Here is a 20612-nt window from a genome sequence, read left to right as displayed (position 1 = left end):
TCAAACTTGAAACGATAACTATTCTCAATTATCATCCGCGCATCTTTTTGACCAGCAATGCGAAAACCATGTCCGCCACCGCCTCTGCCCCGCACGCCGCGCTGTCGCGCCTTTACGCCACCCACCACGCCTGGTTGCAGGGATGGTTGCGTCGGCGGCTGGGCTGCGCTTTCGACGCGGACGATGTGGCGCAGGACACCTTTATGCGCCTGCTGAAAAGCGACGCCGCGGCGACCCTGCGCGAGCCGAAAGATTTTCTGGTCACCGTCGCCAAGCGGGTGATGGTCGATCTGTTCCGCCGCAGAACGCTGGAGCGCGCCTATCTTGAGATGCTGGCGCTGATCCCGGAAGGCTACGCCCCGTCGCCGGAGCAGCGCCAGAGCCTGCTGGAAAGCCTGCAGCAGATCGACGCCATGCTCGACGGCCTGGGGCCGAAGGTAAAACAGGCCTTTCTGTTGTCGCAGCTCGAAGGCCTGGGCTATGCGGACATCGCCGCGCGCCTCGGCGTGTCGGTCAGTTCGGTTAAAAAATACATGGCCAAAGCCACCGAGCATTGCCTGCTGTTCATCCTCGAAAACGACGTTTATTCATGAGCAACGCCATCACCCCCGAGCAGCGCCAGGCGCTGAAAATGGCCGCACACTGGTATGCCCTGCTGTGCGACGAGCACGTCACCGAACGCCAGCGCCAACAGTGGCAAGCCTGGCACCAGCAGCATGACGATCACCGCTGGGCCTGGCAACGCGTCGAAGCGTTGCAGAGCCAGCTGCAGGGCGTGCCGGGCAAATTCAGCTATCGCGCGCTCGATCGCGCCGGCCGTCAATCGGCGATCGAGCGCCGCACCCTGCTGAAAAGCCTGCTGCTGTTGCTCGGCGTGGGCGGCGGCGGCTTCTTCTACCGGTCGCCACTCGGCCAGGAGCTGCGCGCCGACTACCGCACCGCCACCGGCGAAATCAAACCCATTGTGTTAAGCGACGGCACCCAGCTGGTGCTGAACACCGCCAGCGCGGTGGACGTGCATTACGACGAGCGCCAACGGCTGATCCGCTTGCACGCCGGGGAAATCAGCCTGGTTACCGGACGCGATGCCCGGCCGCTGTGGGTGCAGAGCCCGCAAGGGGCGATGCGCGCGCTCGGCACCCGTTTTTTGGTGCGCGAGAGCGGCGGCGAAACGCGCCTGACGGTGCTGGAGCATGCAGTCGAAGCGCAGCTGGCGCAAGACGCGCAACAAAAGCGCCGGGTGAACGCCGGCGAACAGATAAGCTTCAGCGCGGCGGCCTTCAGCGATAAGCAACCGGCTACGGCGGAAGACGGCTGGCTACACGGGGTGCTGAGCGTCAGCCAGTGGCGGCTGGACCGGGTGATCGCCGAACTGGCGCGCTATCGGCGCGGCCACCTGAGCTGCGATCCGGCCGTTGCCGGCCTGCGCGTCAGCGGCAGTTTCCCGCTCAACGATACCGATCGCGCCCTCGCCCTGCTCAGCCAGACGCTGCCGGTACGCCTGCAAAGCTTTACCCGCTATTGGTTGCAAATCGTCCCCGCCTGAATTTTTTAAATGAAAATGATAAAAAATCGCATTCTTGATTGTCCCTTTTGCTTTGCTCATCCGACTCCCAGGAAAACACTGCAGCAATAAATAAAAAATGATTCAGGAGAAGGTATGAACAACGCTTGGGGAAAGGTCGCTCCGGCTTCGCTTTGGGGAAAACGTGCCACGCCGCTGGCCGTGGCCATTGGCCTGGTCTTCGCTGCACCGCAGATGGCGAGCGCCGCCAGCGCCGCTGCCGCCTATCACATTCCGGCCGGTGAGCTGGACGGCGCGCTGAACGCTTTCGCCGCGCGCGCCGGCATCGCGCTCTCGGTAGACGGCGCGCTGACCGCCGGTAAACGTTCGCCGGGCCTGAGCGGCAGCTACGGCGTCGATGACGGCCTGAACGCCCTGCTGGCGGGCAGCGGCCTGCAGGCTAAAGCGCTCGGCAACAACGGCTACACGCTGGCCAAACTGCCGCAGCCGCAGAAAGAAGAGGACATCACCGTGGTCGGCGACTGGCTGGCGGAAGGCCGTCAGGCAGACGTGTTCGAACACCCCGGCGCGCGCGACGTCGTGCGCCGCGAAGACTTCGTTAAAACCGGCACCACCACCGTGCGTGAAGCGTTGAACCGCGTGCCGGGCGTGGTGGCGCCGGAGAACAACGGCACCGGCAGCCACGATATGGCGCTGAACTTCGGCATACGCGGCCTCAACCCGCGCCTCGCCAGCCGCTCTACCGTGCTGATGGACGGCATTCCGGTGCCCTTCGCCCCTTACGGCCAGCCGCAGCTGTCACTGGCGCCGGTCTCGCTCGGCAATATGGATGCGATTGACGTGGTGCGCGGCGGCGGCGCGGTGCGCTATGGGCCGCAGAGCGTCGGCGGCGTCGTCAACTTCGTTACCCGCGCCATCCCGAAAACCTTCGGCCTGGAGGCCGGCATGCAGGGGCAGCTCAGCCCGACCTCGCGCCAGGATCACCCGAAAGGCACCGGCAACCTGATGATCGGCGGCACCGCCGACAACGGCTTCGGTGCGGCGCTGCTTTACTCCGGCACCCGCGGCAGCGACTGGCGCGAGCACAGCGCAACCAAGATAGACGACGTGATGCTGAAAAGCCGCTACGCCCCGAACGAGGTGCACACCTTCAACAGCCTGCTGCAATACTACGAAGGCGAAGCGAACATGCCGGGCGGCCTGAGCCGGGCGGACTGCAACGCCAACCCGTTCCAGTCTACGCGCCCGTACGACAAGTTCTGGGGCCGCCGCCAGTTGGCGAACTTCGGCTATCAATATCAGCCTGATCAGCAGCACAAGTTCGACGTGCAGAGCTTCTACACCTACACCCTGCGCAGCGGCTATCTGGATCAGGGCAAGAACCTGACGCTGTCGCCGCGCGAATACTGGGTGCGCGGCGTAGAACCGCGCTACAGCCAGAGTTTCCGCTGGGGAGATTCTGCCCATGAGGTCGGCGTCGGCTACCGTTACGTCAGTGAATCCACCCATGAGCTGCGCTACACCAGCAGGGCCAGCACCGGCAGGTTGCCGTCCACCGCCAGCCCGTACGATCGCGACACCCAGTCCGGCACCGAGGCGCACGCCTTCTATCTCGACGATCGCATCGACATCGGCGACTGGACCATCACGCCGGGCATGCGCTACGAGTACATCAAGTCGTATCAGAACAACTACATCAAGAACAACCGCCTCGACGTCAGCTATAACGCGCCGCTGCCGGCGTTGAACGTGATGTATCACCTGAACGAATACTGGAACCTGTACGCCAACACCGAAGGCTCCTTCGGCACCGTGCAATACAGCCAGATGGGCAAGGCAGTCGACAGCGGCAAGATTGAACCGGAGAAGGCGCGCACCTGGGAACTGGGCACCCGCTATGCCGGCGATGCGCTGACCGGCGAGATCGGGCTGTTCCTGATCAACTTCAACAACCAGTACGATTCCAACCAGGTGACCGACAGCGTGACCGCGCGCGGCAAAACCCGCCACGCCGGGCTGGAAGGCAGCCTGCGTTACGATCTGTCGCAGCTGACGCCGAAACTGGACGACCTGACCGCCTACGCCAGCTACGCCTACGTCAACGCCACCATCCGCGAAGACGGCGGCTACAAGGGCAACCAGGTGCCGTTCTCGCCGAAGCATAAAGGCACCCTGGGGCTGGACTACACACCGGGCAACTGGGCGTTTAACCTTAACGGCGAGTTCCAATCCAACCAGTTCGCCGACAACGCCAACACCGTGGCGGAAAGCGCCGACGGCAGCACCGGTCGCATTCCCGGCTATATGCTGTGGGGCGTGCGCGCCGCCTATGATTTCGGCCCGGAAATGGCCGGCCTGAATCTGGGCGTCGGCGTGAAAAACCTGTTCAACCACGAGTATTTCACCCGCGCCTATGACGACAACAACAAAGGTCTGTACATCGGCCAGCCGCGCACGATCTATCTGCAAGGTTCGGTGAAGTTCTGATCCTCAACGGCGGGTGCGGTTAACCGTGCCCGCCGCCTTTCCCGCCAACGTGACGACGTCACATAAAACCGTTCCTCCGCGCCGCCGCAGCGGCGAAAAATAAGTCGCTTCTGACGCCAATACGCGTAATATCGACGATCCGCCCCGATTTATGTGCGCGGATTTTTTGCCGTTATGGCCTGAAAAGCGAGGAAATAAAATGAATCACAATGACCTTTCTCAGTGCCGCGTTGACACCGACCGTTTGTTGATTGCCCCCTTTACCGCAGCAGACGCAGACGATGTTTACCAGGCGATCACCCCCACGCTGACGCGCTTTATGACCTTTGAGCCGGAGGCGTCGCCGGAAGATTTCGCCAACGTTTGGCAAAGCTGGCTGCCGCTGATGCGCGAAGGCGAAGAAGTGATCTTCGTCGCCCGCCGGCGCGAAGACCGGCAGTTCGTCGGCGTCGGCGGCGCGCACAACCTGCGCAGCCCCACCCCGGAGCTGGGCATCTGGGTGAAAGAGAGCCTGCATGGCCAGGGCTACGGCCGCGAAATCGTGCAGGGCATCGCGCGCTGGGCCAGCGAGCGCTTTCAGCCGCCGCACTTTCTCTACCCGGTGGCCGAGCAGAATACCGCCAGCCGCCGCCTCGTCGAGTCGCTGGGCGGCGTGCTGGCCGGCAAGCGTGAAAACATCAAGTATGACGCCGTGGTCTACCACCTGCCGCCTCAGCGCTAATCAGCATCGGGCCGCCGGCCCTGTGTGACCTTTTTTCCTTTCCGCCGTGATAACCGCTGCCACTGCCTGCGGGTTTGTGCTAATGATAGAGGCATGTAGGGTAAAAACAGTTGAGGAACAGCAACATGATTATTTTTGTTACCGGCGCCACCTCCGGTTTCGGCGAGGCGATCGCACGCCGTTTTATCCGTGAAGGCCACCAGGTGATCGCCGCCGGGCGCCGCCTTGAGCGTCTCGAAGCGCTGCAGGAAGAATTGGGGGAAGCGCTGCACATCGTGCGGCTCGACGTGCGCAACCGCGCCGCCATTCAGCAGGTGATAGAAGCGCTGCCGGCCGAGCTGCGCCAGATCGACGTGCTGGTGAACAACGCCGGGCTGGCGCTGGGGCTGGAGCCGGCGCACAAGGCCAACGCCGATGACTGGGAAACCATGATCGACACCAACGCCAAAGGGCTGGTGAACATGACCCGCGCGCTGCTGCCCGCCATGGTCGAGCGCAACGTCGGCCACGTGATCAACATCGGTTCCACCGCCGCCAACTGGCCCTATGCCGGCGGCAACGTGTACGGCGCCACCAAGGCGTTCGTCAAGCAGTTCAGCCTGGGCCTGCGCGCCGATCTGCACGGCACGCGCATCCGCGTGACCGATATCGAGCCGGGCCTGGTGGGCGGCACCGAGTTCTCCAACGTGCGCTTCAAGGGCGATGACGGCAAGGTCAATAAAACCTACGAAGGCGCCGATGCGCTGACGCCGGAAGACATCGCCGAGTCGGTATTCTGGGTCGCCACGTTGCCGGCGCGCGTCAACATCAACACGCTGGAAATGATGCCGGTCAGCCAGTCCTTCGCCGGGCTGAACATCCACCGCGGCGCCTGAGCCCTGTCGGCGGGAGGCAACTCCCGCCGTGTTTCCTCAGGCCGCGCGCCAGCCGGAAACGATAATCAGCATGCCCGCCAGCGCCACCCCGGCGCCGACCCAATCCAGCGCAGACAGCTTCACGCCGTCCACCACTCGCAGCCACAGCAGCGCCGTCGCCACATACACGCCGCCATAGGCCGCGTAGACCCGCCCGCTGGCCGCAGGATGCAGCGTCAACAGCCAGACGAACAGCATCAGGCTCAAGGCCGCCGGCAACAGCAGCCAGGCGCTGCCCTGCTTCTTGAGCCACAGGTAAGGCAGGAAACAGCCGATAATTTCAGCGAGGGCGGTGGCGAAAAACAACAGCGTAGTTTTTAACATCGGTCGCAGTTTTCTCTCGATAAAGTAAACGAATCGGCGCTTGGCTGGTGAATTCCAGGAGCGCGGTGGTATATTTGTCACCACGCCTGCGGGCGAGGTAACGCCAGTGCCGCCTTCATCAGGCGCACTCACTCATAAGGATGAAACGATGAAAACATTTTCGACCCAACGACTGCTGCGCGGGATGCTGCCGGTCGCCATGCTGGCCGTAATGGGCGCCTGGCAGGCGCCGGCGCTGGCCGCCACCTGCACTCAGGGCAGTACCTGCGTCACCGTCGATGGCAAAGGCAGCGGCGCGATGAGCACCGAAGAAGCGCGCCAGAGCAAAGAGCAGTGGAATGATACCAAATCCCTGCGCCACAAGGTTAACACCCGCGTCGAGAAAGAATTCGACAAGATCGATCGCGCGGCGGATGACGAAGATCGCTGCAACGACAGCAACAACGTCAACGCCTACTGGGAGCCGGACACCCGTAAATGTCTGGATCGCCAGACCGGGCGTCGGATTAATCCTTAATCCGCCTGCGGCGGGCGGGCAAGTGTGAAACCCGGCCGCCGTTGCTGCTATCCTGTTACAGGAAGTCCATTGTCTAAAAGGATGACGTGATGAAAAAAACGCTGATATTAACCGCTGTGTTGCTGGCCGGCGCGCCGATAGCGGCCCTGGCCTCCTGCGAAAGCGTGAAAGCGGACATTTCGCAAAAAATCGTCAATAACGGCGTGCCGGAGTCCGGCTTCAAACTGGAGATCGTGCCCAACGATCAGGCCGATCAAGCGGGCGGCCAGGTGGTCGGCCACTGCGAAAACGACACCCAGAAGATCGTCTACACCCGCCTGAACAACGGCGACGATCGCGGTGATGCGGCGCAGACCGGCACCAGCCAGGATACCTCCAACACGCAGTAAGCCGCACCGGCTACCAGGGCGCTCTGCAGCAGCGCCCGCTCCTTCTTTCCTTACGCCTGTTCCGCCTCTTCCTCTTCGCCCTGCGGCCGACAACGCGCCGGGATCAGCATCGCCGCCGCCAGCGCCAGCAACGACACCAGCGCCGAAACCAGAAACACCCAATGCAGCGAAGCCGCCACTTGCTGGGTCAGCTGCGCCAACGCCTCGCTCCCCATGCTCTGGCGCACCGCCGGTTCCATCAGCCGCTGCACCGGATCGTCAATCTCCGGCAAACGCCACTGCAGGTTGAGATTCAGCGTCGCGCCCAAAATCGCGGTGCCGATGGCCGAGCCCACCATACGGGTAAACACCGTACAGGCGGTGGCGATGCCGCGAATGCTGTAATGGGCCGCGTTCTGCACCGAAACCAGAAACGTGGTATTGCACAGCCCCATGCCGGCGCCGACCATAAACGCCGCCACCCGGCCCCACAGCAAGCCGCCCTCCGGCTGCAGCAGCAGCAAGATCAGGCCGCCCGCCACCAACAACAGCGCGCCCAGCAGCGCCGTGGCGCGGTACGAGGTCATCAGCATCAAGCGGCCGCTCAGCGTGCTGGCCAGCGGCCACCCGATCGACATCAGCGCCAGCGTGGTGCCCGCCTCCAGCGGCGAGCCCCCCATCACGCCCTGAATGAAGGTCGGCAGAAAGGCGCTGATGCCCATCATCGCAGCGCCGATCACCAGCCCGCCGATGTTACCGGCGACGATCACCCGGCTTTGCCACAGCGCCAACGGGAACAGCGGTTCGACCGCGCGCCGCTCCTGGCGGACAAGCAGCGCCAGCGCCGCTGCCGCCAGCGCAAACAGCGGCACCACCCACCAGCCCAGGCTTTCCATCTGCAACAGCGCCAGCAGCAGCGCCGAAACGAACAGCGTCAGCCAGGCAGTGCCGGCCAGATCCAGCGCGTGCTGGCGCAATGGCTGATGCGCCGGCAGATAGCGCCAGAGGAAGAACATCGCCAACAGGCCGATCGGCAGGTTGACCCAGAACACCAACGCCCACGGCAAATGCTGCACGATAAACGCCCCCAACAGCGGGCCGATGATCGCCGACACGCCCCACACGCTCGACAGGTATCCCATCACCTTCGGCCGTTCGGTGGCGCTGTAGATATCGCCGATGATGGTGGAGGCGATCGGCATGATGGCGCCGGCGCCCAGCCCCTGCAGCAGACGAAAGCCGATCAGCCAATACATGTCGGGGGCGAAACCGCACAGTACCGATCCCAACAGGAACAGCGTGGCGCCGAAGAAGAACACCCGTTTGCGACCGTAGAGATCCGCCAGCCGCCCGTAGATGGGAATGGTGATCGCCTGCGACAGCAAATAGACCGCGAACACCCAGCCCAGCAGCGAGAAACCGCCGAGATCGCCGATGATGGTCGGCATGGCGGTGGCGACGATGGTGGCTTCGATCGCCGACATGAACATCGCCAGCATGCAGGCGATCAGAATCAGCGGGCGGTGAGCGATGGGTGCGGGTGAAACGTTATTTGTCATGGCGTTATGCAGGTTTCCTGGCGTTTTTGTTTTCCCTGAGTATATCAGCAAGCGCCTGCGCCGAGTCTATCCGCCCTCACATCCCGTCTTCGCCGACGGCGGATCGCACCATTTGGACTTTTTGTTACGGCGTAACGTTATGCGGCGGATTTTTTTCACTTTCCCCCCATCCCAGCGCTGACGCGGGCTGAGACGCCGATCGGCGCAAACTCAATCACCTGATTTTGTTCATAAAACTTGGCACGGTCAACGACAGGGTGCTATACCTTCCCTAGCCGGAGTCGTTGGGCTTCGTGCTTTCTCGGGTTTAAATATCAGTATCTTATGCTGATTAACTCACGTATTGAGCCTACGTTCAGCACGCTGTGCCGAACGCACCCTTCGCTCAATGTCGCTAACCTCATGCGAAACGCCCGTTTTGTACCGCCACGCCCGCCGGGCCGTGGGTAACAATCAGAGCGGAATGCGCCGTCTCGTCGGCCGCTCCGCGCAACGGAGGACGCAACATCATGCACAAGTCAGCGCCATACCGGCGCCTGCTCCTCGGGAGCCTGTTGTTTATCGCCGTCATCGCACTGCTGGTTTACGGCATCGGTTGGGACACCCTCAAGTCGCGCCGGGAAGATTTGATCTACCTCGGCCAGCAACACATGTTCCTGGTGGCCTGCTCCATGCTGCTGTCGCTGCTGGTCGGCATTCCCAGCGGTATCTTGCTGAGCCGCCCTTTCGCCCGCCGCTGGGCGGAACACGTGATGCAAATCTTCAACGTCGGCAACACCCTGCCGCCGCTGGCGGTGCTGGCGCTGGCGATGGTGATCATCGGCATCGGCGATCGGCCGGCGGTGGTGGCGCTGTTCCTCGCCTCGCTGCTGCCCATCGTGCGCAATACCTATGCCGGCCTGCGTTCGGTGCCGCCGGCGCTGGTCGAGGCCGCCAACGGTATTGGCATGACCGCCGGGCAGCGGCTGCGCCAGGTCGAACTCCCCAACGCGCTGCCGGTGATCTTTGCCGGGATACGCATCGCGATGGCGATTAACGTCGGCACCGCGCCGCTGGCGTTTTTGATTGGCGCCAGCAGCTACGGCGAGCTGATTTTCCCCGGCATCTACCTGAACGACTTCCCGACGCTGATCCTCGGCGCCGCCGCCACCGCGCTGATCGCCCTGCTGCTCGATCTGGCGCTGGCCGGTCTCGGCCGCCGGCTCAGCCCGCACACCGCATCCTGATGGGAGAAACGCGATGACTCGATGGTTACAACGCCTCCGCCACGCGCTGCTGTTCTCCTTGCTGATGACCGGCGCGGCCGCCTGGGCCGCCCCGCTGACGCTGGCGAGCAAGAACTTTACCGAACAGCGCATTCTGTCGGCGATCACCGTGCAATACCTGCGGGCCAAAGGTTTTCAGGTCGAACCCAAGACCAACCTGGCCACGGTGATCACCCGCAACGCCATGATCAACAAGCAGATCGACATGACCTGGGAATACACCGGCACCTCGCTGATCATCTTTAACCACATCAATAAGCGCATGACGCCGCAGGAAACTTACGACACGGTGAAAAAGCTCGACGCCAAACTCGGCCTGGTGTGGCTGCAGCCGGCGGACATGAACAACACCTACGCCTTCGCCATGCAGCGCCGGCGCGCGGAAAAAGAGCAGATTCGCACGATGTCGCAGCTGGTGGCCAAAGTGGAACAGGTGCGTAAAACCGACCCGAAACACAACTGGCTGCTGGGGTTGGATCTGGAGTTCGCCGGCCGCTCGGACGGCCTGAAACCGATGCAGGCGCTGTACGACATGCCACTCGACCGCCCGCAAATTCGCCAGATGGATCCCGGCCTGGTCTACAACGCCATCCGCGACGGCTTCGTCGACGCCGGGCTGGTGTACACCACCGATGGCCGGGTGAAAGGGTTCGATCTGCAGGTGCTGGAAGACGACAAGGGCTATTTCCCGAGCTACGCGGTCACGCCGGTAGTGCGCGCCGACGTATTGCAAAACACGCCGGGGCTGGAAGAGGCGCTGAACACGCTGTCGAAACAGTTCAATAACCAGGTGATCACCGAGCTGAACGCTAAGGTGGATATCGACTACCAGACGCCGCAACAGGTCGCCGACGCGTTTCTCAAGCAGCGCGGCCTGATTTAAGGAGGCATGATGAATACCTTACTCTACGCCTGGCAAAACTGGGCCTATATCGCCGGGTTGACGCTGGAACACCTGCTGCTGGTCGGCGTCGCCGTGGGTCTGGCGATCCTGTTCGGCGTGCCGCTTGGCGTGCTGATCGTCCGCCACAAATGGCTGGCGACGCCGGTGCTGAGCCTGGCCACGCTGGTGCTGACCGTGCCCTCCATCGCCCTGTTCGGGCTGATGATCCCGCTGTTTTCATTGATTGGCCACGGCATCGGCTACGTGCCGGCGATCACCGCGGTGTTCCTCTACTCGCTGCTGCCGATCGTGCGCAATACCCACACCGCGCTCGACAATCTGCCCGGCGGGCTGCGCGAAGCCGGCCGCGGCATCGGCATGACGTTCTGGCAACGCCTGCGCTGGGTGGAAATCCCGGTGGCGCTGCCGGTGATTTTCGGCGGCATCCGCACCGCCGTTGTGATGAATATCGGCGTGATGGCGATCGCCGCGGTGATCGGCGCCGGCGGCCTCGGCCTGCTGCTGCTCAACGGTATCAGCAGCAGTGACATTCGCCAGTTGATTACCGGCGCCGTGATGATCAGCCTGCTGGCGATCGTCCTCGATTGGTTATTGCACCGCTTGCAAATTGCGCTAACGCCCAAGGGGATCCGCTCATGATTAAATTGGAAAATCTGACCAAACAGTTCATGCAAAAGAACGGCACGCCGTTCAACGCCGTCGACAACATCAATCTGGACGTGCCGGAAGGTGAAATCTGCGTGCTGCTCGGCCCTTCCGGCTGCGGCAAAACCACCACGCTGAAGATGATCAACCGCCTGATCGAACCCACCGGCGGCACCATTCTGATCAACGGCGAAGACACCAGCGCGCTGGATACCGTCAGCCTGCGCCGTAAAATCGGCTACGTCATCCAACAGATCGGGCTGTTCCCCAACATGACCATCGAGGAGAACATCACCGTGGTGCCGCGCATGCTGGGCTGGGACAAAAAACGCTGCCACGCCCGCGCCGAAGAGCTGATGAGCATGGTGGCGCTGGATCCCAAGCGCTTTTTGCACCGCTACCCGAAAGAGATGTCGGGCGGGCAGCAACAGCGCATCGGCGTGATCCGCGCGCTGGCGGCCGATCCGCCGGTGCTGCTGATGGATGAACCCTTCGGCGCGGTGGATCCGATCAACCGCGAAACCATCCAGAACGAGTTTCTCGACATGCAGCGCCAGCTGAAAAAGACCGTGATGCTGGTCAGCCACGACATCGACGAAGCGCTGAAGCTCGGCGATCGCATTGCGGTGTTCCGCCAGGGCAAAATCGTGCAGAACGCCAGCGCCGATGAGCTGCTGGCGCGGCCGGCGAACGAGTTCGTCGCCTCCTTTGTCGGCCAGGATCGCACGCTGAAGCGCCTGCTGCTGGTGCAGGCCGGCGACGTGGCAGGCCAACAAGAGACGGTGACGGTGCGCCGGGAAACGCCGCTGGTGGAGGCGTTCGGGCTGATGGACGATATCGACGCCCGTTCAGTGACGGTAGTGGACGCCGACGGCAAGCCGCTGGGCTACGTCAAACGCCGTGAGGCGCGCGGCGCGCCGGGGGTGTGCGCCGACAGCCTGCACCGTTTCCGCGTCACCGCCCGCGCGGAAGAGAACCTGCGCGTGGTGCTGTCGAAGCTGTACGAACACAATACTTCCTGGATGCCGATCGTCGATGAAGACGGCCGCTACAGCGGCGAAATCTCGCAGGATTATATCGCCGACTACCTCAGTTCCGGCCGCACGCGCCGGGTGTTGACGCCGCAATAACCCACGCCGGGGCGCTCGCCGCCCCGCCCATGCCGCAGTTTGCTAAAGATTCACTGGTCATCGGCCGGAGCGCCAAGCACAATGCGCTGATGACCCTTTGATTTTTCTCACGACGCCGCCCACGCATGAAAAGATTGGTCCACCTGCACCACTATCGCGCCCTGCTGCGCAGCCTGTTTATCGCCGTGTTTATCGGCGTCGCCGCCGCCCTGGCGGTGTGGCTGTTTCACCGTTCGATGATTGGCCTCGAGTGGCTGCTGCTCGGCAATGCCGACGGCAGCCTGGTGGCCGCCGCCGCCGCGCTGCCCGGCTGGCGACGCGCGCTGACGCCCGCGCTGGGCGGTCTGGCGGCGGGCCTGCTGCTGTATATTCACCAGCGCTACCGCCACCAGCGCCCGGCGGCGCCCACCGACTATATGGAAGCGATTGAGACCGGCAACGGCAAGCTGGATACCGGCGCCAGCCTGGTGAAGTGTCTGGCGTCGCTGCTGGTGGTGTCGAGCGGCAGCGCCATCGGCCGTGAAGGCGCGATGATCCTGCTGGCGGCGCTGGTGGGATCGCTCTTCGCCCAGCGTTTTACGCACGAGAAAGAATGGAAACTGTGGGTGGCCTGCGCCGCCGCCGCCGGGATGGCCAGCGCCTACCATGCGCCGTTGGCGGGCAGCCTGTTTATCGCCGAGATCCTGTTCGGCACCCTGATGCTGGCCTCGCTCGGCCCGGTGGTGATCGCCGCTGTGAGCGCCCTGCTGATGACCAACCTGCTCAACGGCGGCCAGGCGCCGCTCTACCTGGTGACGCCGCTCGCCGCCCCCTTGCCGACGCAATACCTGCTGATGGCACTGGTCGGCGTGGTGGCCGGCGCCGGCGGGCCGCTGTTTTTGTGGTTGATGACCGCCAGCGGCCGCGCCTTCCGATCGCTGCGCCTGAAGCCGCCGTTGCAGCTGGCGTTGGGCGGCCTGATCGTCGGGCTGCTTTCGCTGCTGTTCCCGCAGGTGTGGGGCAATGGCTACAGCGTGGTGCAGGCGCTGCTGATCGCGCCGCCGGGGGTGTTGCTGCTGGGCGCGATCCTGGTGTGTAAACTGTTGGCGATCCTCGCCAGCAGCGGCTCGGGCGCGCCCGGCGGGGTCTTCACCCCGACGCTGTTCGTCGGCGCCGCGCTCGGATCGATAATCGGTCAGCTGTTCGGCCTGTGGCCAGGCATGGATGCGGCGGTGCCGCTGCTGCTGGCGCTGACCGGCATGGCCACCCTGCTGGCCGCCACCACCCATGCGCCGATCATGGCGGCGCTGATGGTGTTTGAAATGACCGGCGAATACGCGCTGCTGCCCGGCATTCTGCTCGCCTGCGTGATCGCCACCACCGTGTCGCGCGGCCTGCGGCCGATCTCGGTGTACCACACGGCGCCGCTGCCCAAACGCGAGGTTTAGAACTCACCCTGCTGCAATATTTTCCTGAACTGCGGGCACTGCAGGTGCTCGGGTTCAGGGCAATCGACCATGTGCCGCAGCCCGTCGCGCACCTGCATCAGGCGCTGGATATGGCGATCCAACTCATCCGCCCGCGCCGCCAGCAACACGCGATCGAGCGCGATTTTGCCCCGTTCGTCAAACAAGGCGCTCATCTCATCCAACGTAAAACCGGCCAAGCGCGCGAGGGCGATCAACCGCAGTTGATCGAGCACCCCGGCGGCGTATTGACGGCGCAAACCGTGGCGGCCTATCGACGCGATCAGCCCCTTTTTCTCGTAATGCCGCAGCGCAGAAGGCGCGACTCCGCTCAGGCGCGCCACCGCGCCGATATCCAGCTCTTTTGCCATTGACTTGAAGCCGACTTTAAGTTGCACACTGTGCGCACCTTATCACGTCACTGAGCCAAGGACACCCCTATGACCCCCGATTTGTTATTGCGCATTCTGTTAACCGGCGCCGGCGCCACCCTCTGCATGGATTTGTGGGCGTTGCTGCTGAAGCGGCACTTCGGCATCCCTTCCCTCGATTACGCGCTGGTGGGCCGCTGGTTTCTCGGCATGTTCGACGGCCGCTGGTTTCACGCCACCATCGTCACGGCGCCGCCGCGCCAGGGTGAGAGAAAAATCGGCTGGATACTGCACTACGCCATCGGCTTGGCGTTCGCCTTTATCCCGCTCGGTTTGGCGGGCATCGAGTGGTATGCGGCGCCGGAACCCCGCATCGCGCTGCTGAGCGGCTGGCTGAGCCTGGCGGCGCCGTTTCTGGTGATGCAGCCCGCGCTGGGCTTTGGCGTGGCGGCGGCGAAAACCGCCAGCCCGCGCAGAGCGCGGCTCCTCAGCCTGCTCACCCACACGGTGTATGGGCTGGGCCTGCTGATCGCCGCCCGGTTGTTGGCGACGTTCTGCGCCTGAATGGGCTACAGCAACGTGGAAATATCGAGGTAGTGCGCCAGTTCGCGCTGCTCCGCGCGCGGCAGATACGGAATTTCACCCAGCAGCGGCGCGGAAATGCGCTGCTGCAGCGCCGTGATGGTTTCGGCATAGTGCGCCAACCCCGGATTGATGCGGTTGGCCACCCAGCCCAGCAGCGGCAGGCCGTCGTTGATGATCGACTGCGCGGTCAGCAGCGCGTGGCTGACGCAGCCCAGCTTGATGCCCACCACCAACACCACCGGCAGTTGCTCCTGCACCACCCATTCGGCGTACGGCCGCAGATCGTTCATCAGCACGCGCCAGCCGCCGCTGCCCTCCACCACCACCGTATCGGCTTTGGCGGACAGATCGCGCAGGCCGCTGCTCATCAGGCCGTAGTTGATGTCCTCGGTGGCATGCGCATGAAACACCTCATCCAGACAGGTGATGGGATTGATCTCCTCATAGCACAGCGGCAAGGTGGAAGATGCCTGCAACACCAAAGCGTCTTTATTGCGGATGCCCTCGCTGGTTTCCTGGCAGCGCGCGGCGATCGGCTTGTAGCCCGCGACCGAGCGGCCATCGGCGGCCAGCGCCTGCATCAACCCGCGGGAAACCACGGTTTTACCGACGTCGGTATCCGTGCCTGTCACAAATAAACGCTTCAACATGAATAAAATGCCCCAGAATGCCCCGTTAACAATGTATCGCCGCACCGGCGGCGAAGAAGTCTTGCGGAAAAATTCTAGGGGATGCCGCCACGTAGGGGCTTGAGGTAGCTCAATCTTTTGCGGGATTAATAAGAAGTTCTGATGTTAGCCGTGCAGCAGCTGCACCAACAATGAACCGTTATACAGCGCCTCTTTCACCAGCGCCGCGCCGGGCATGGTGCCCTGATTGAAGAACTGCGTGGATTCAACCTTGACCTGCTCGCTGTAGGCCGGCAGCGCCTGCTGGCGAATGCAGGAGGCGATGGCCGGGTGCAGGATCTCCGCCGCGCGGTTGAGCGGCGAACCCACCAGGATCTTCTCCGGATTGAACAGGTTGACCATGATAGCCAGAATGCGCCCCACGCTGTGGCCGACGCCGAGGATGATGTCCCGCGCCAGTTGATCGCCCGCCAGCGCGGCGTCGCACAGCGATTCAACGGTCAGCGGCGCGCCGTGCAGGCTGGAGCTCATCGAGCCGCTCAGTCGCTGCTGGGCGATCTCCAGCATGTTCTCGATGCTGGCCACGGTCTCGAGGCAGCCGTGGTTGCCGCAGTAGCAGCGTTTGCCGTAAGGATCGACCTGGGTGTGGCCGATCTCCACCACGCTGTGGCTGCCGGCATGCAGCACGTGGCCGCCGGTGATCACGCCGGCGCCGACGTTGTGGTCGATCACCACCTGAATCACGTTCTGGCTGCCGCGCGAGGCGCCGTACAACGCCTCGGCCATGGTCCAGGCGCTGATGTCGTGTTGCAAATAGACGGGCAGACCGGTCCGGGTTTCCAGCGCCGGGCCGAGCGGCATCTCCAGCACGTCGTAAAACGGCATGCGGTGCACCACGCCGGACTGCACGTCGATAATGCCCGGCAGCGTAATGGCGATCGCCGTCAACCGTTCCAGCTTGCTTTGGTGGCGAATAAAGAATTGATCGACTTCGGTCAGGATGCGTTTCAGCAGCGGTTCGGGATCTTCGGCCGCCAGCGGCAGCAGCTCTTCCACCACCAGTTTGCTGCTCAGATCGCGCAGCGCCAGCGTGATGCTGCCGCGGCTGATGCGGGCGGACAGGTAGTGCCATGCCTCGGTGTCCAGCACCAGCCCCACCGCCGGGCGGCCCCGGCTGCCGATTTCCTGGTACTCGGTTTCCTTGACCAGATGGGCTTCCAGCAGTTCGCGCACGATCTTGGTGATGCTGGCGGGCGCCAGCTGTGCGCGTTTTGACAGTTCGATGCGCGAAATCGGGCCCAGTTGATCGATTAGCCGATAAACCGCCCCCGCATTGGTCTGTTTGATTTGATCAATATGCCCAGGCTGCCCAACCGCAATCACAAACCGGCTCCTACTATTTTTCGCGCTTCTAAATAAAGACTAGGGGTTATGGTGGGGCTTTTGCCATACAGCGTCAACTATTTGATTCGTTATGTGATTTGCTGCACAAATTCCTCGCAATTTCAGCGCGAATTGATTTTTATTTGCCCAATCTCAACGTCATTTCAGCATCAACGCCATCAGCGCCTGCGCCGCGGCGGTCAGCGGCCGTCGGCGGTGATGCACCAGCCACACTTCGGTCGTGGCGTCCGGCTCCGCCAGCGGCAAATAACGCACGCCGTCCACCCGCACCCGGGCGAAAGACGCCGGCAGAATCGAGACCCCCAATCCGGCGGAGACCAAACCGATGATGGTCATCGCTTCCCCCACTTCCTGAGTGATATACGGGGTAATGCCGGCCTTGCCGAGCAGCAGCAGAATTTCGTCATACAGCGCCGTGCCCACTTCGCGCGAGAAGAACACGAACGGCTCCTGCGCCAGGTGTTGAAAACGCAGCGCGCCGCCGGGCGTTTCCGCCAGCGGATGCCCCTCCGGCACCACCGCCAGCAGCGGTTCGCGCAGCAGCAGCTGATAGTGCAGCGCTTCCGGCAGCCGCGTGTTGCGCATCACCCCCAGATCCAGCTCACCGTTCAGCAGCGGTTCGATCTGCTGTTTGGTGTTGATTTCGCGCATCTTGATATGCACCTGCGGAGAATGCTGACGGAAAGCGCGCAGGCTGCGCGCCACCACGCCGATAAACGGTGCGGAAGAGGTAAAGCCGATGGTCATTTCCCCCAGTTCACCGCGATCCAGGCGCGCCGCCTTTTCCGCCGCGCGGCCGACCTGATCGAGCACCTGATAGGCTTCTTTGAGGAACATCTCCCCGGCCTGCGTCAAGCTGACGTTGCGGTTGTTGCGCGCCAACAGCCGTGCGCCGACCATATCCTCCAGCGCCTGGATTTGCTGGCTGAGCGGCGGCTGGGAGATACGCAGCCGCTCCGCGGCGCGGCCAAAATGCAGCTCTTCCGCAACGGCGATAAAGTAACGCAGGTGTCTTAACTCGATATTCATATTTAAAAAGTCTTAATTGTAATTATTAATATATTAGACAAAAAAATCGCCGCTCCCTATCATTTTGTTATCTGCAAAGTGTCTGTTTATCTCCCCGAAGTTCGGTAAGGAAACGCTGTGACAACCCCTGTGCGTTCTGCGGCCGTGATGCCGTCGACGCTGGCCGCCAACGATGACGCGGCCGCTGCGCCAAAAGTAAAACGCTCCACCCTCAACAACAAACTCCCCTATATCGAACGCGGCACGCCGCAGTTTATGCGCGTAACGCTGGCGCTGTTTTCCGCCGGGCTGGCGACCTTCGCGTTGCTTTACTGCGTGCAGCCGATCCTGCCGGTGCTGTCGCAAGATTTCGGCGTCTCGCCGGCCGAAAGCAGCCTGTCGCTCTCGGTCTCTACCGGCCTGCTGGCGATCGGCCTGATGTTCACCGGGCCACTGTCCGACGCCATCGGCCGCAAGTCGGTGATGGTGGTGGCGCTGTTGCTGGCGGCAGTCTGCACGCTGATTTGCGCCTTTATGACCAGCTGGCACGGCATTTTGCTGATGCGCGCGCTGATCGGTCTGTCGCTGAGCGGCGTGGCGGCGGTCGGCATGACCTATCTCAGCGAAGAGATCCATCCCAGCTTCGTCGCCTTCTCGATGGGGTTGTACATCAGCGGCAATTCGATCGGCGGCATGAGCGGCCGCCTGGTGACCGGGGTGTTGACCGACTTCTTCTCCTGGCGCGTCTCGCTCGGGGTCATCGGTCTGTTCGCCCTCGCCGCCGCCTTCATGTTCTGGCGCATCCTGCCCGCTTCGCGGCATTTTCGCGCCAGCTCGCTGCGCCCCCGCACGCTGCTGATCAACTTCAAACTGCATTGGCACGATAAGGGGCTGCCGCTGCTGTTCGCGGAAGGCTTTCTGCTGATGGGCAGCTTCGTCACCCTGTTCAACTACATCGGTTATCGCCTGCTGGCGGATCCTTATCATCTGAGCCAGGCGATCGTCGGCCTGCTGTCGGTGGTCTACCTCACCGGTTCCTACAGCTCGCCCAAGGCCGGGGCGCTCACCTCGCGCTTCGGGCGCGGCCCGGTGCTGCTGGCGTCGATCGTGATTATGCTGATCGGGATTCTGATTACCGCGTTGCCGCAGGTGCCGGCGATCTTTATCGGCATGATGCTGTTCACCGCCGGTTTCTTCGCCGCCCACTCGGTGGCCAGCAGCTGGATCGGCCGCCGTGCACGCCGCGCCAAAGGCCAGGCGTCGTCGCTGTATCTGTTCTGTTATTACGTCGGCTCGAGCGTGGCCGGGACCCTCGGCGGCGTGTTCTGGCACAGTTTCGGCTGGAATGGCGTGGCGGCGTTCATCAGCCTGATGCTGTTGCTGGCGCTGCTGGTGGTGCATTACCTGAAGCGCCTGCCGGAAGCGGCGCGCCTGTGAATACTGTGAATAAAAAAGCCGCGGTGGAATACCGCGGCTCGCTATGCCAATGCCGGTGATTATTGACCGGTTTTCCAGCGGGTGCGCAGGTACTCCACGGCCTTATCCGTTTGCGGCTCGGTCAGATAACGTTGCCGGAACAGGATGGTTCCCCCCATCCCCGGCAAGCTCTCGTTGAGATCCAACTGCCTTTTCAGCTCGGGAACGCCGCCGTCGACGGTCCATGCCGGTTCGCTCGCCGATGGCGTGCCCACTTTATACAGCGCCACCCCGGCATAAAGCCGAACCGGCGTGTCTTTCACCACCTCGGCCCACCAGTTGGCCAGCACGTCGTAGCGAACTATTTCACGATCGAAGGGCCAGTACAGCTGCGGTGCGATGTAGTCGAGCAGCCCCAGTTTGACCCACTGGCGCGTATCGGCATAGGCCGCATCGTACGATGGCGCGCCGGCCTGAGTCGCCGAGCCGGCGGGATTGTCCGCTTTGTTTCGCCAGACGCCCGCCGGGCTGACGCCAAACGCGACAGCGGGCTTTAGCGCCCTGACGGTGGCTGAAACCTGTTTTATCAATTGCAGCGTATTGTCTCTTCGCCAACTGGCCTTGTCTGCAAACCCTTTGCCGTATTCGCGATACGTCTTTTCATCATCCAGCGGCGATTGCGGCGTCTCATAATAGAAATAATCGTCAAATTGAATGCCGTCGACGTCATAGTTTTTGACGACTTCAGCCACCACGCCGGTGATCCAGTTGCGCACATCGGGTAAGCCAGGATCGAGCGCAAAGCGGTCGTTGGCCGTACGTATCCAGTCGGGATGCAGCGCATAGACGCTGGCCGGCGGGGACTGCAGCGTTTGATTAAGCGCATCAATCGTTTGCTGCCGGGTATTCATGGAAACCCGATAAGGATTCAGCCAGGCGTGCACTTTGATGCCGCGCCGGTGCGCTTCTTTCAGCATAAAGGCCAGCGGATCGTAACCCGGATCCTGGCCCACGGTGCCGGTCAAGACCTCCGACCAGGGCAAGATGTCAGAACGCCACAGGGCCGTTCCGTCCGGTTTAACCTGAAAATACACCGTGTTAATCCCGGTTTTCACCATGTCGTCCAGTGCGTCCGTCAATGCCTGCTGCTGCAGGCGAATTCGCTCTGGCGCGGTTTCCGCTTTCAGGGAGGCCGCCGGCGGCCAGTCCAGCCCCATGACGGTGGCCAGCCAGATGCCCCGCATCGGTGTGACCGGCTGTGCAGGCTGCGGAGGCTTTTCCGGCTCAGGGGGTTTGGCGCATCCGCTCACGCCCAGCATGGCGGCCATCAACAGCCATCCGCCTAGTTTTGTTGCGCCTGTCGGCATAAATGTTCTCCTTCCGTGAGTGACGGTT

Annotated in this window: 21 protein-coding genes; 14 read left to right on the top strand and 7 right to left on the bottom strand. The window is 62.7% G+C overall.

Features of this window, described 5'->3' with window-relative positions; all coding sequences use genetic code 11:
• Window positions 1-68: 68 nt before the first annotated feature.
• From fecI to ydfG, 5 genes are all read left to right on the top strand, one after another.
• Complete coding sequence (gene fecI, locus ACSBQS_RS07570; protein ID WP_046686988.1) at window positions 69-593, top strand: ferric citrate uptake sigma factor FecI; 525 nt, start codon at window positions 69-71, stop codon at window positions 591-593.
• Window positions 590-1546 carry a ferric citrate uptake sigma factor regulator FecR gene (fecR, locus tag ACSBQS_RS07565; protein ID WP_047026172.1) on the top strand — a complete coding sequence of 319 codons (957 nt, stop codon included), beginning with the start codon at window positions 590-592 and terminating at the stop codon, window positions 1544-1546. Before fecI ends, fecR begins: the two co-directional genes overlap by 4 nt.
• A gap of 114 nt (window positions 1547-1660) precedes the next feature.
• Window positions 1661-4012 carry a TonB-dependent Fe(3+) dicitrate receptor FecA gene (fecA, locus tag ACSBQS_RS07560; protein ID WP_434990127.1) on the top strand — a complete coding sequence of 784 codons (2352 nt, stop codon included), beginning with the start codon at window positions 1661-1663 and terminating at the stop codon, window positions 4010-4012.
• A gap of 199 nt (window positions 4013-4211) precedes the next feature.
• Window positions 4212-4733: a GNAT family N-acetyltransferase gene (locus ACSBQS_RS07555; protein ID WP_033650472.1), complete on the top strand. Its 522-nt coding sequence runs from the start codon at window positions 4212-4214 to the stop codon at window positions 4731-4733.
• Between the two features lie 125 nt (window positions 4734-4858).
• Window positions 4859-5608, top strand: a complete 750-nt coding sequence (gene ydfG, locus ACSBQS_RS07550) for a bifunctional NADP-dependent 3-hydroxy acid dehydrogenase/3-hydroxypropionate dehydrogenase YdfG (protein ID WP_033642989.1) — start codon at window positions 4859-4861, stop codon at window positions 5606-5608.
• Window positions 5609-5644: 36 nt separating this feature from the next.
• Here the strand turns inward: ydfG and ACSBQS_RS07545 are convergent, their stop codons facing one another.
• Window positions 5645-5971: a YnfA family protein gene (locus tag ACSBQS_RS07545; RefSeq protein ID WP_004938563.1), complete on the bottom strand. Its 327-nt coding sequence runs from the start codon at window positions 5969-5971 to the stop codon at window positions 5645-5647.
• Window positions 5972-6119: 148 nt separating this feature from the next.
• Between ACSBQS_RS07545 and ACSBQS_RS07540 the strand changes: the two genes are divergently transcribed.
• Window positions 6120-6488, top strand: coding sequence for a DUF1283 family protein (locus ACSBQS_RS07540; protein WP_033633135.1), 369 nt, complete (start codon window positions 6120-6122; stop codon window positions 6486-6488).
• Between the two features lie 89 nt (window positions 6489-6577).
• A complete protein-coding gene (locus ACSBQS_RS07535) occupies window positions 6578-6877 on the top strand; it encodes a DUF1161 domain-containing protein (RefSeq protein WP_033642988.1) in 300 nt (99 codons plus the stop codon).
• Window positions 6878-6927: 50 nt separating this feature from the next.
• On the opposite strand, the gene ACSBQS_RS07530 is transcribed toward ACSBQS_RS07535, so the two are convergent.
• Complete coding sequence (locus ACSBQS_RS07530) at window positions 6928-8415, bottom strand: MDR family MFS transporter (protein WP_033642987.1); 1488 nt, start codon at window positions 8413-8415, stop codon at window positions 6928-6930.
• A 509-nt stretch (window positions 8416-8924) separates the two neighbouring features.
• Here ACSBQS_RS07530 and ACSBQS_RS07525 point away from each other — a divergent pair.
• The 5 genes from ACSBQS_RS07525 (at window position 8925) to clcB (ending at window position 13786) form a co-directional block, all read left to right on the top strand.
• Complete coding sequence (locus ACSBQS_RS07525; RefSeq protein ID WP_033642986.1) at window positions 8925-9641, top strand: ABC transporter permease; 717 nt, start codon at window positions 8925-8927, stop codon at window positions 9639-9641.
• Window positions 9642-9705: 64 nt separating this feature from the next.
• On the top strand, window positions 9706-10563 hold the full coding sequence (locus ACSBQS_RS07520; RefSeq protein ID WP_227711513.1) for a glycine betaine ABC transporter substrate-binding protein: 858 nt from the start codon (window positions 9706-9708) through the stop codon (window positions 10561-10563).
• A gap of 9 nt (window positions 10564-10572) precedes the next feature.
• Complete coding sequence (osmW, locus tag ACSBQS_RS07515; RefSeq protein WP_197666562.1) at window positions 10573-11223, top strand: osmoprotectant ABC transporter permease OsmW; 651 nt, start codon at window positions 10573-10575, stop codon at window positions 11221-11223.
• Window positions 11220-12359 (top strand): osmoprotectant ABC transporter ATP-binding protein OsmV, encoded by a 1140-nt coding sequence (gene osmV, locus ACSBQS_RS07510; protein ID WP_033642984.1) that lies wholly within the window; start codon window positions 11220-11222, stop codon window positions 12357-12359. Before osmW ends, osmV begins: the two co-directional genes overlap by 4 nt.
• A gap of 125 nt (window positions 12360-12484) precedes the next feature.
• Entirely contained in the window at window positions 12485-13786 is a 1302-nt protein-coding gene (gene clcB / locus ACSBQS_RS07505; RefSeq protein ID WP_047026177.1) for a voltage-gated ClC-type chloride channel ClcB, read from the top strand.
• On the opposite strand, the gene ACSBQS_RS07500 is transcribed toward clcB, so the two are convergent.
• Window positions 13783-14175 (bottom strand): helix-turn-helix domain-containing protein, encoded by a 393-nt coding sequence (locus ACSBQS_RS07500; protein ID WP_072627190.1) that lies wholly within the window; start codon window positions 14173-14175, stop codon window positions 13783-13785. The genes clcB and ACSBQS_RS07500 overlap by 4 nt on opposite strands.
• 69 nt (window positions 14176-14244) lie before the next feature.
• Here ACSBQS_RS07500 and ACSBQS_RS07495 point away from each other — a divergent pair, with 69 nt between their 5' ends.
• Window positions 14245-14739: a DUF2938 family protein gene (locus tag ACSBQS_RS07495; protein ID WP_042784425.1), complete on the top strand. Its 495-nt coding sequence runs from the start codon at window positions 14245-14247 to the stop codon at window positions 14737-14739.
• Between the two features lie 5 nt (window positions 14740-14744).
• On the opposite strand, the gene bioD is transcribed toward ACSBQS_RS07495, so the two are convergent.
• The 3 genes from bioD to ACSBQS_RS07480 all read right to left on the bottom strand — a co-directional run bounded on the left by bioD (window position 14745) and on the right by ACSBQS_RS07480 (window position 17822).
• Window positions 14745-15410 carry a dethiobiotin synthase gene (bioD, locus tag ACSBQS_RS07490; protein WP_033642979.1) on the bottom strand — a complete coding sequence of 222 codons (666 nt, stop codon included), beginning with the start codon at window positions 15408-15410 and terminating at the stop codon, window positions 14745-14747.
• A gap of 144 nt (window positions 15411-15554) precedes the next feature.
• Window positions 15555-16772, bottom strand: coding sequence for a sugar metabolism global transcriptional regulator Mlc (gene mlc / locus ACSBQS_RS07485; protein ID WP_047026181.1), 1218 nt, complete (start codon window positions 16770-16772; stop codon window positions 15555-15557).
• 159 nt (window positions 16773-16931) lie between these two features.
• On the bottom strand, window positions 16932-17822 hold the full coding sequence (locus ACSBQS_RS07480) for a LysR substrate-binding domain-containing protein (protein ID WP_033642977.1): 891 nt from the start codon (window positions 17820-17822) through the stop codon (window positions 16932-16934).
• A gap of 147 nt (window positions 17823-17969) precedes the next feature.
• Here ACSBQS_RS07480 and ACSBQS_RS07475 point away from each other — a divergent pair, with 147 nt between their 5' ends.
• Complete coding sequence (locus ACSBQS_RS07475) at window positions 17970-19238, top strand: MFS transporter (protein WP_169539675.1); 1269 nt, start codon at window positions 17970-17972, stop codon at window positions 19236-19238.
• 59 nt (window positions 19239-19297) lie between these two features.
• On the opposite strand, the gene ACSBQS_RS07470 is transcribed toward ACSBQS_RS07475, so the two are convergent.
• Window positions 19298-20584, bottom strand: coding sequence for a glycoside hydrolase family 10 protein (locus tag ACSBQS_RS07470; protein ID WP_434990117.1), 1287 nt, complete (start codon window positions 20582-20584; stop codon window positions 19298-19300).
• Between the last annotated feature and the right edge of the window lie 28 nt (window positions 20585-20612).

Source organism: Serratia sp. H402Y (genome assembly GCF_051172415.1).
Classification (GTDB): Bacteria; Pseudomonadota; Gammaproteobacteria; order Enterobacterales; family Enterobacteriaceae; genus Serratia; species Serratia ureilytica.
Note: the sequence above shows the minus strand (reverse complement) of the source record. Positions and strands in the feature narration are given on the sequence as shown.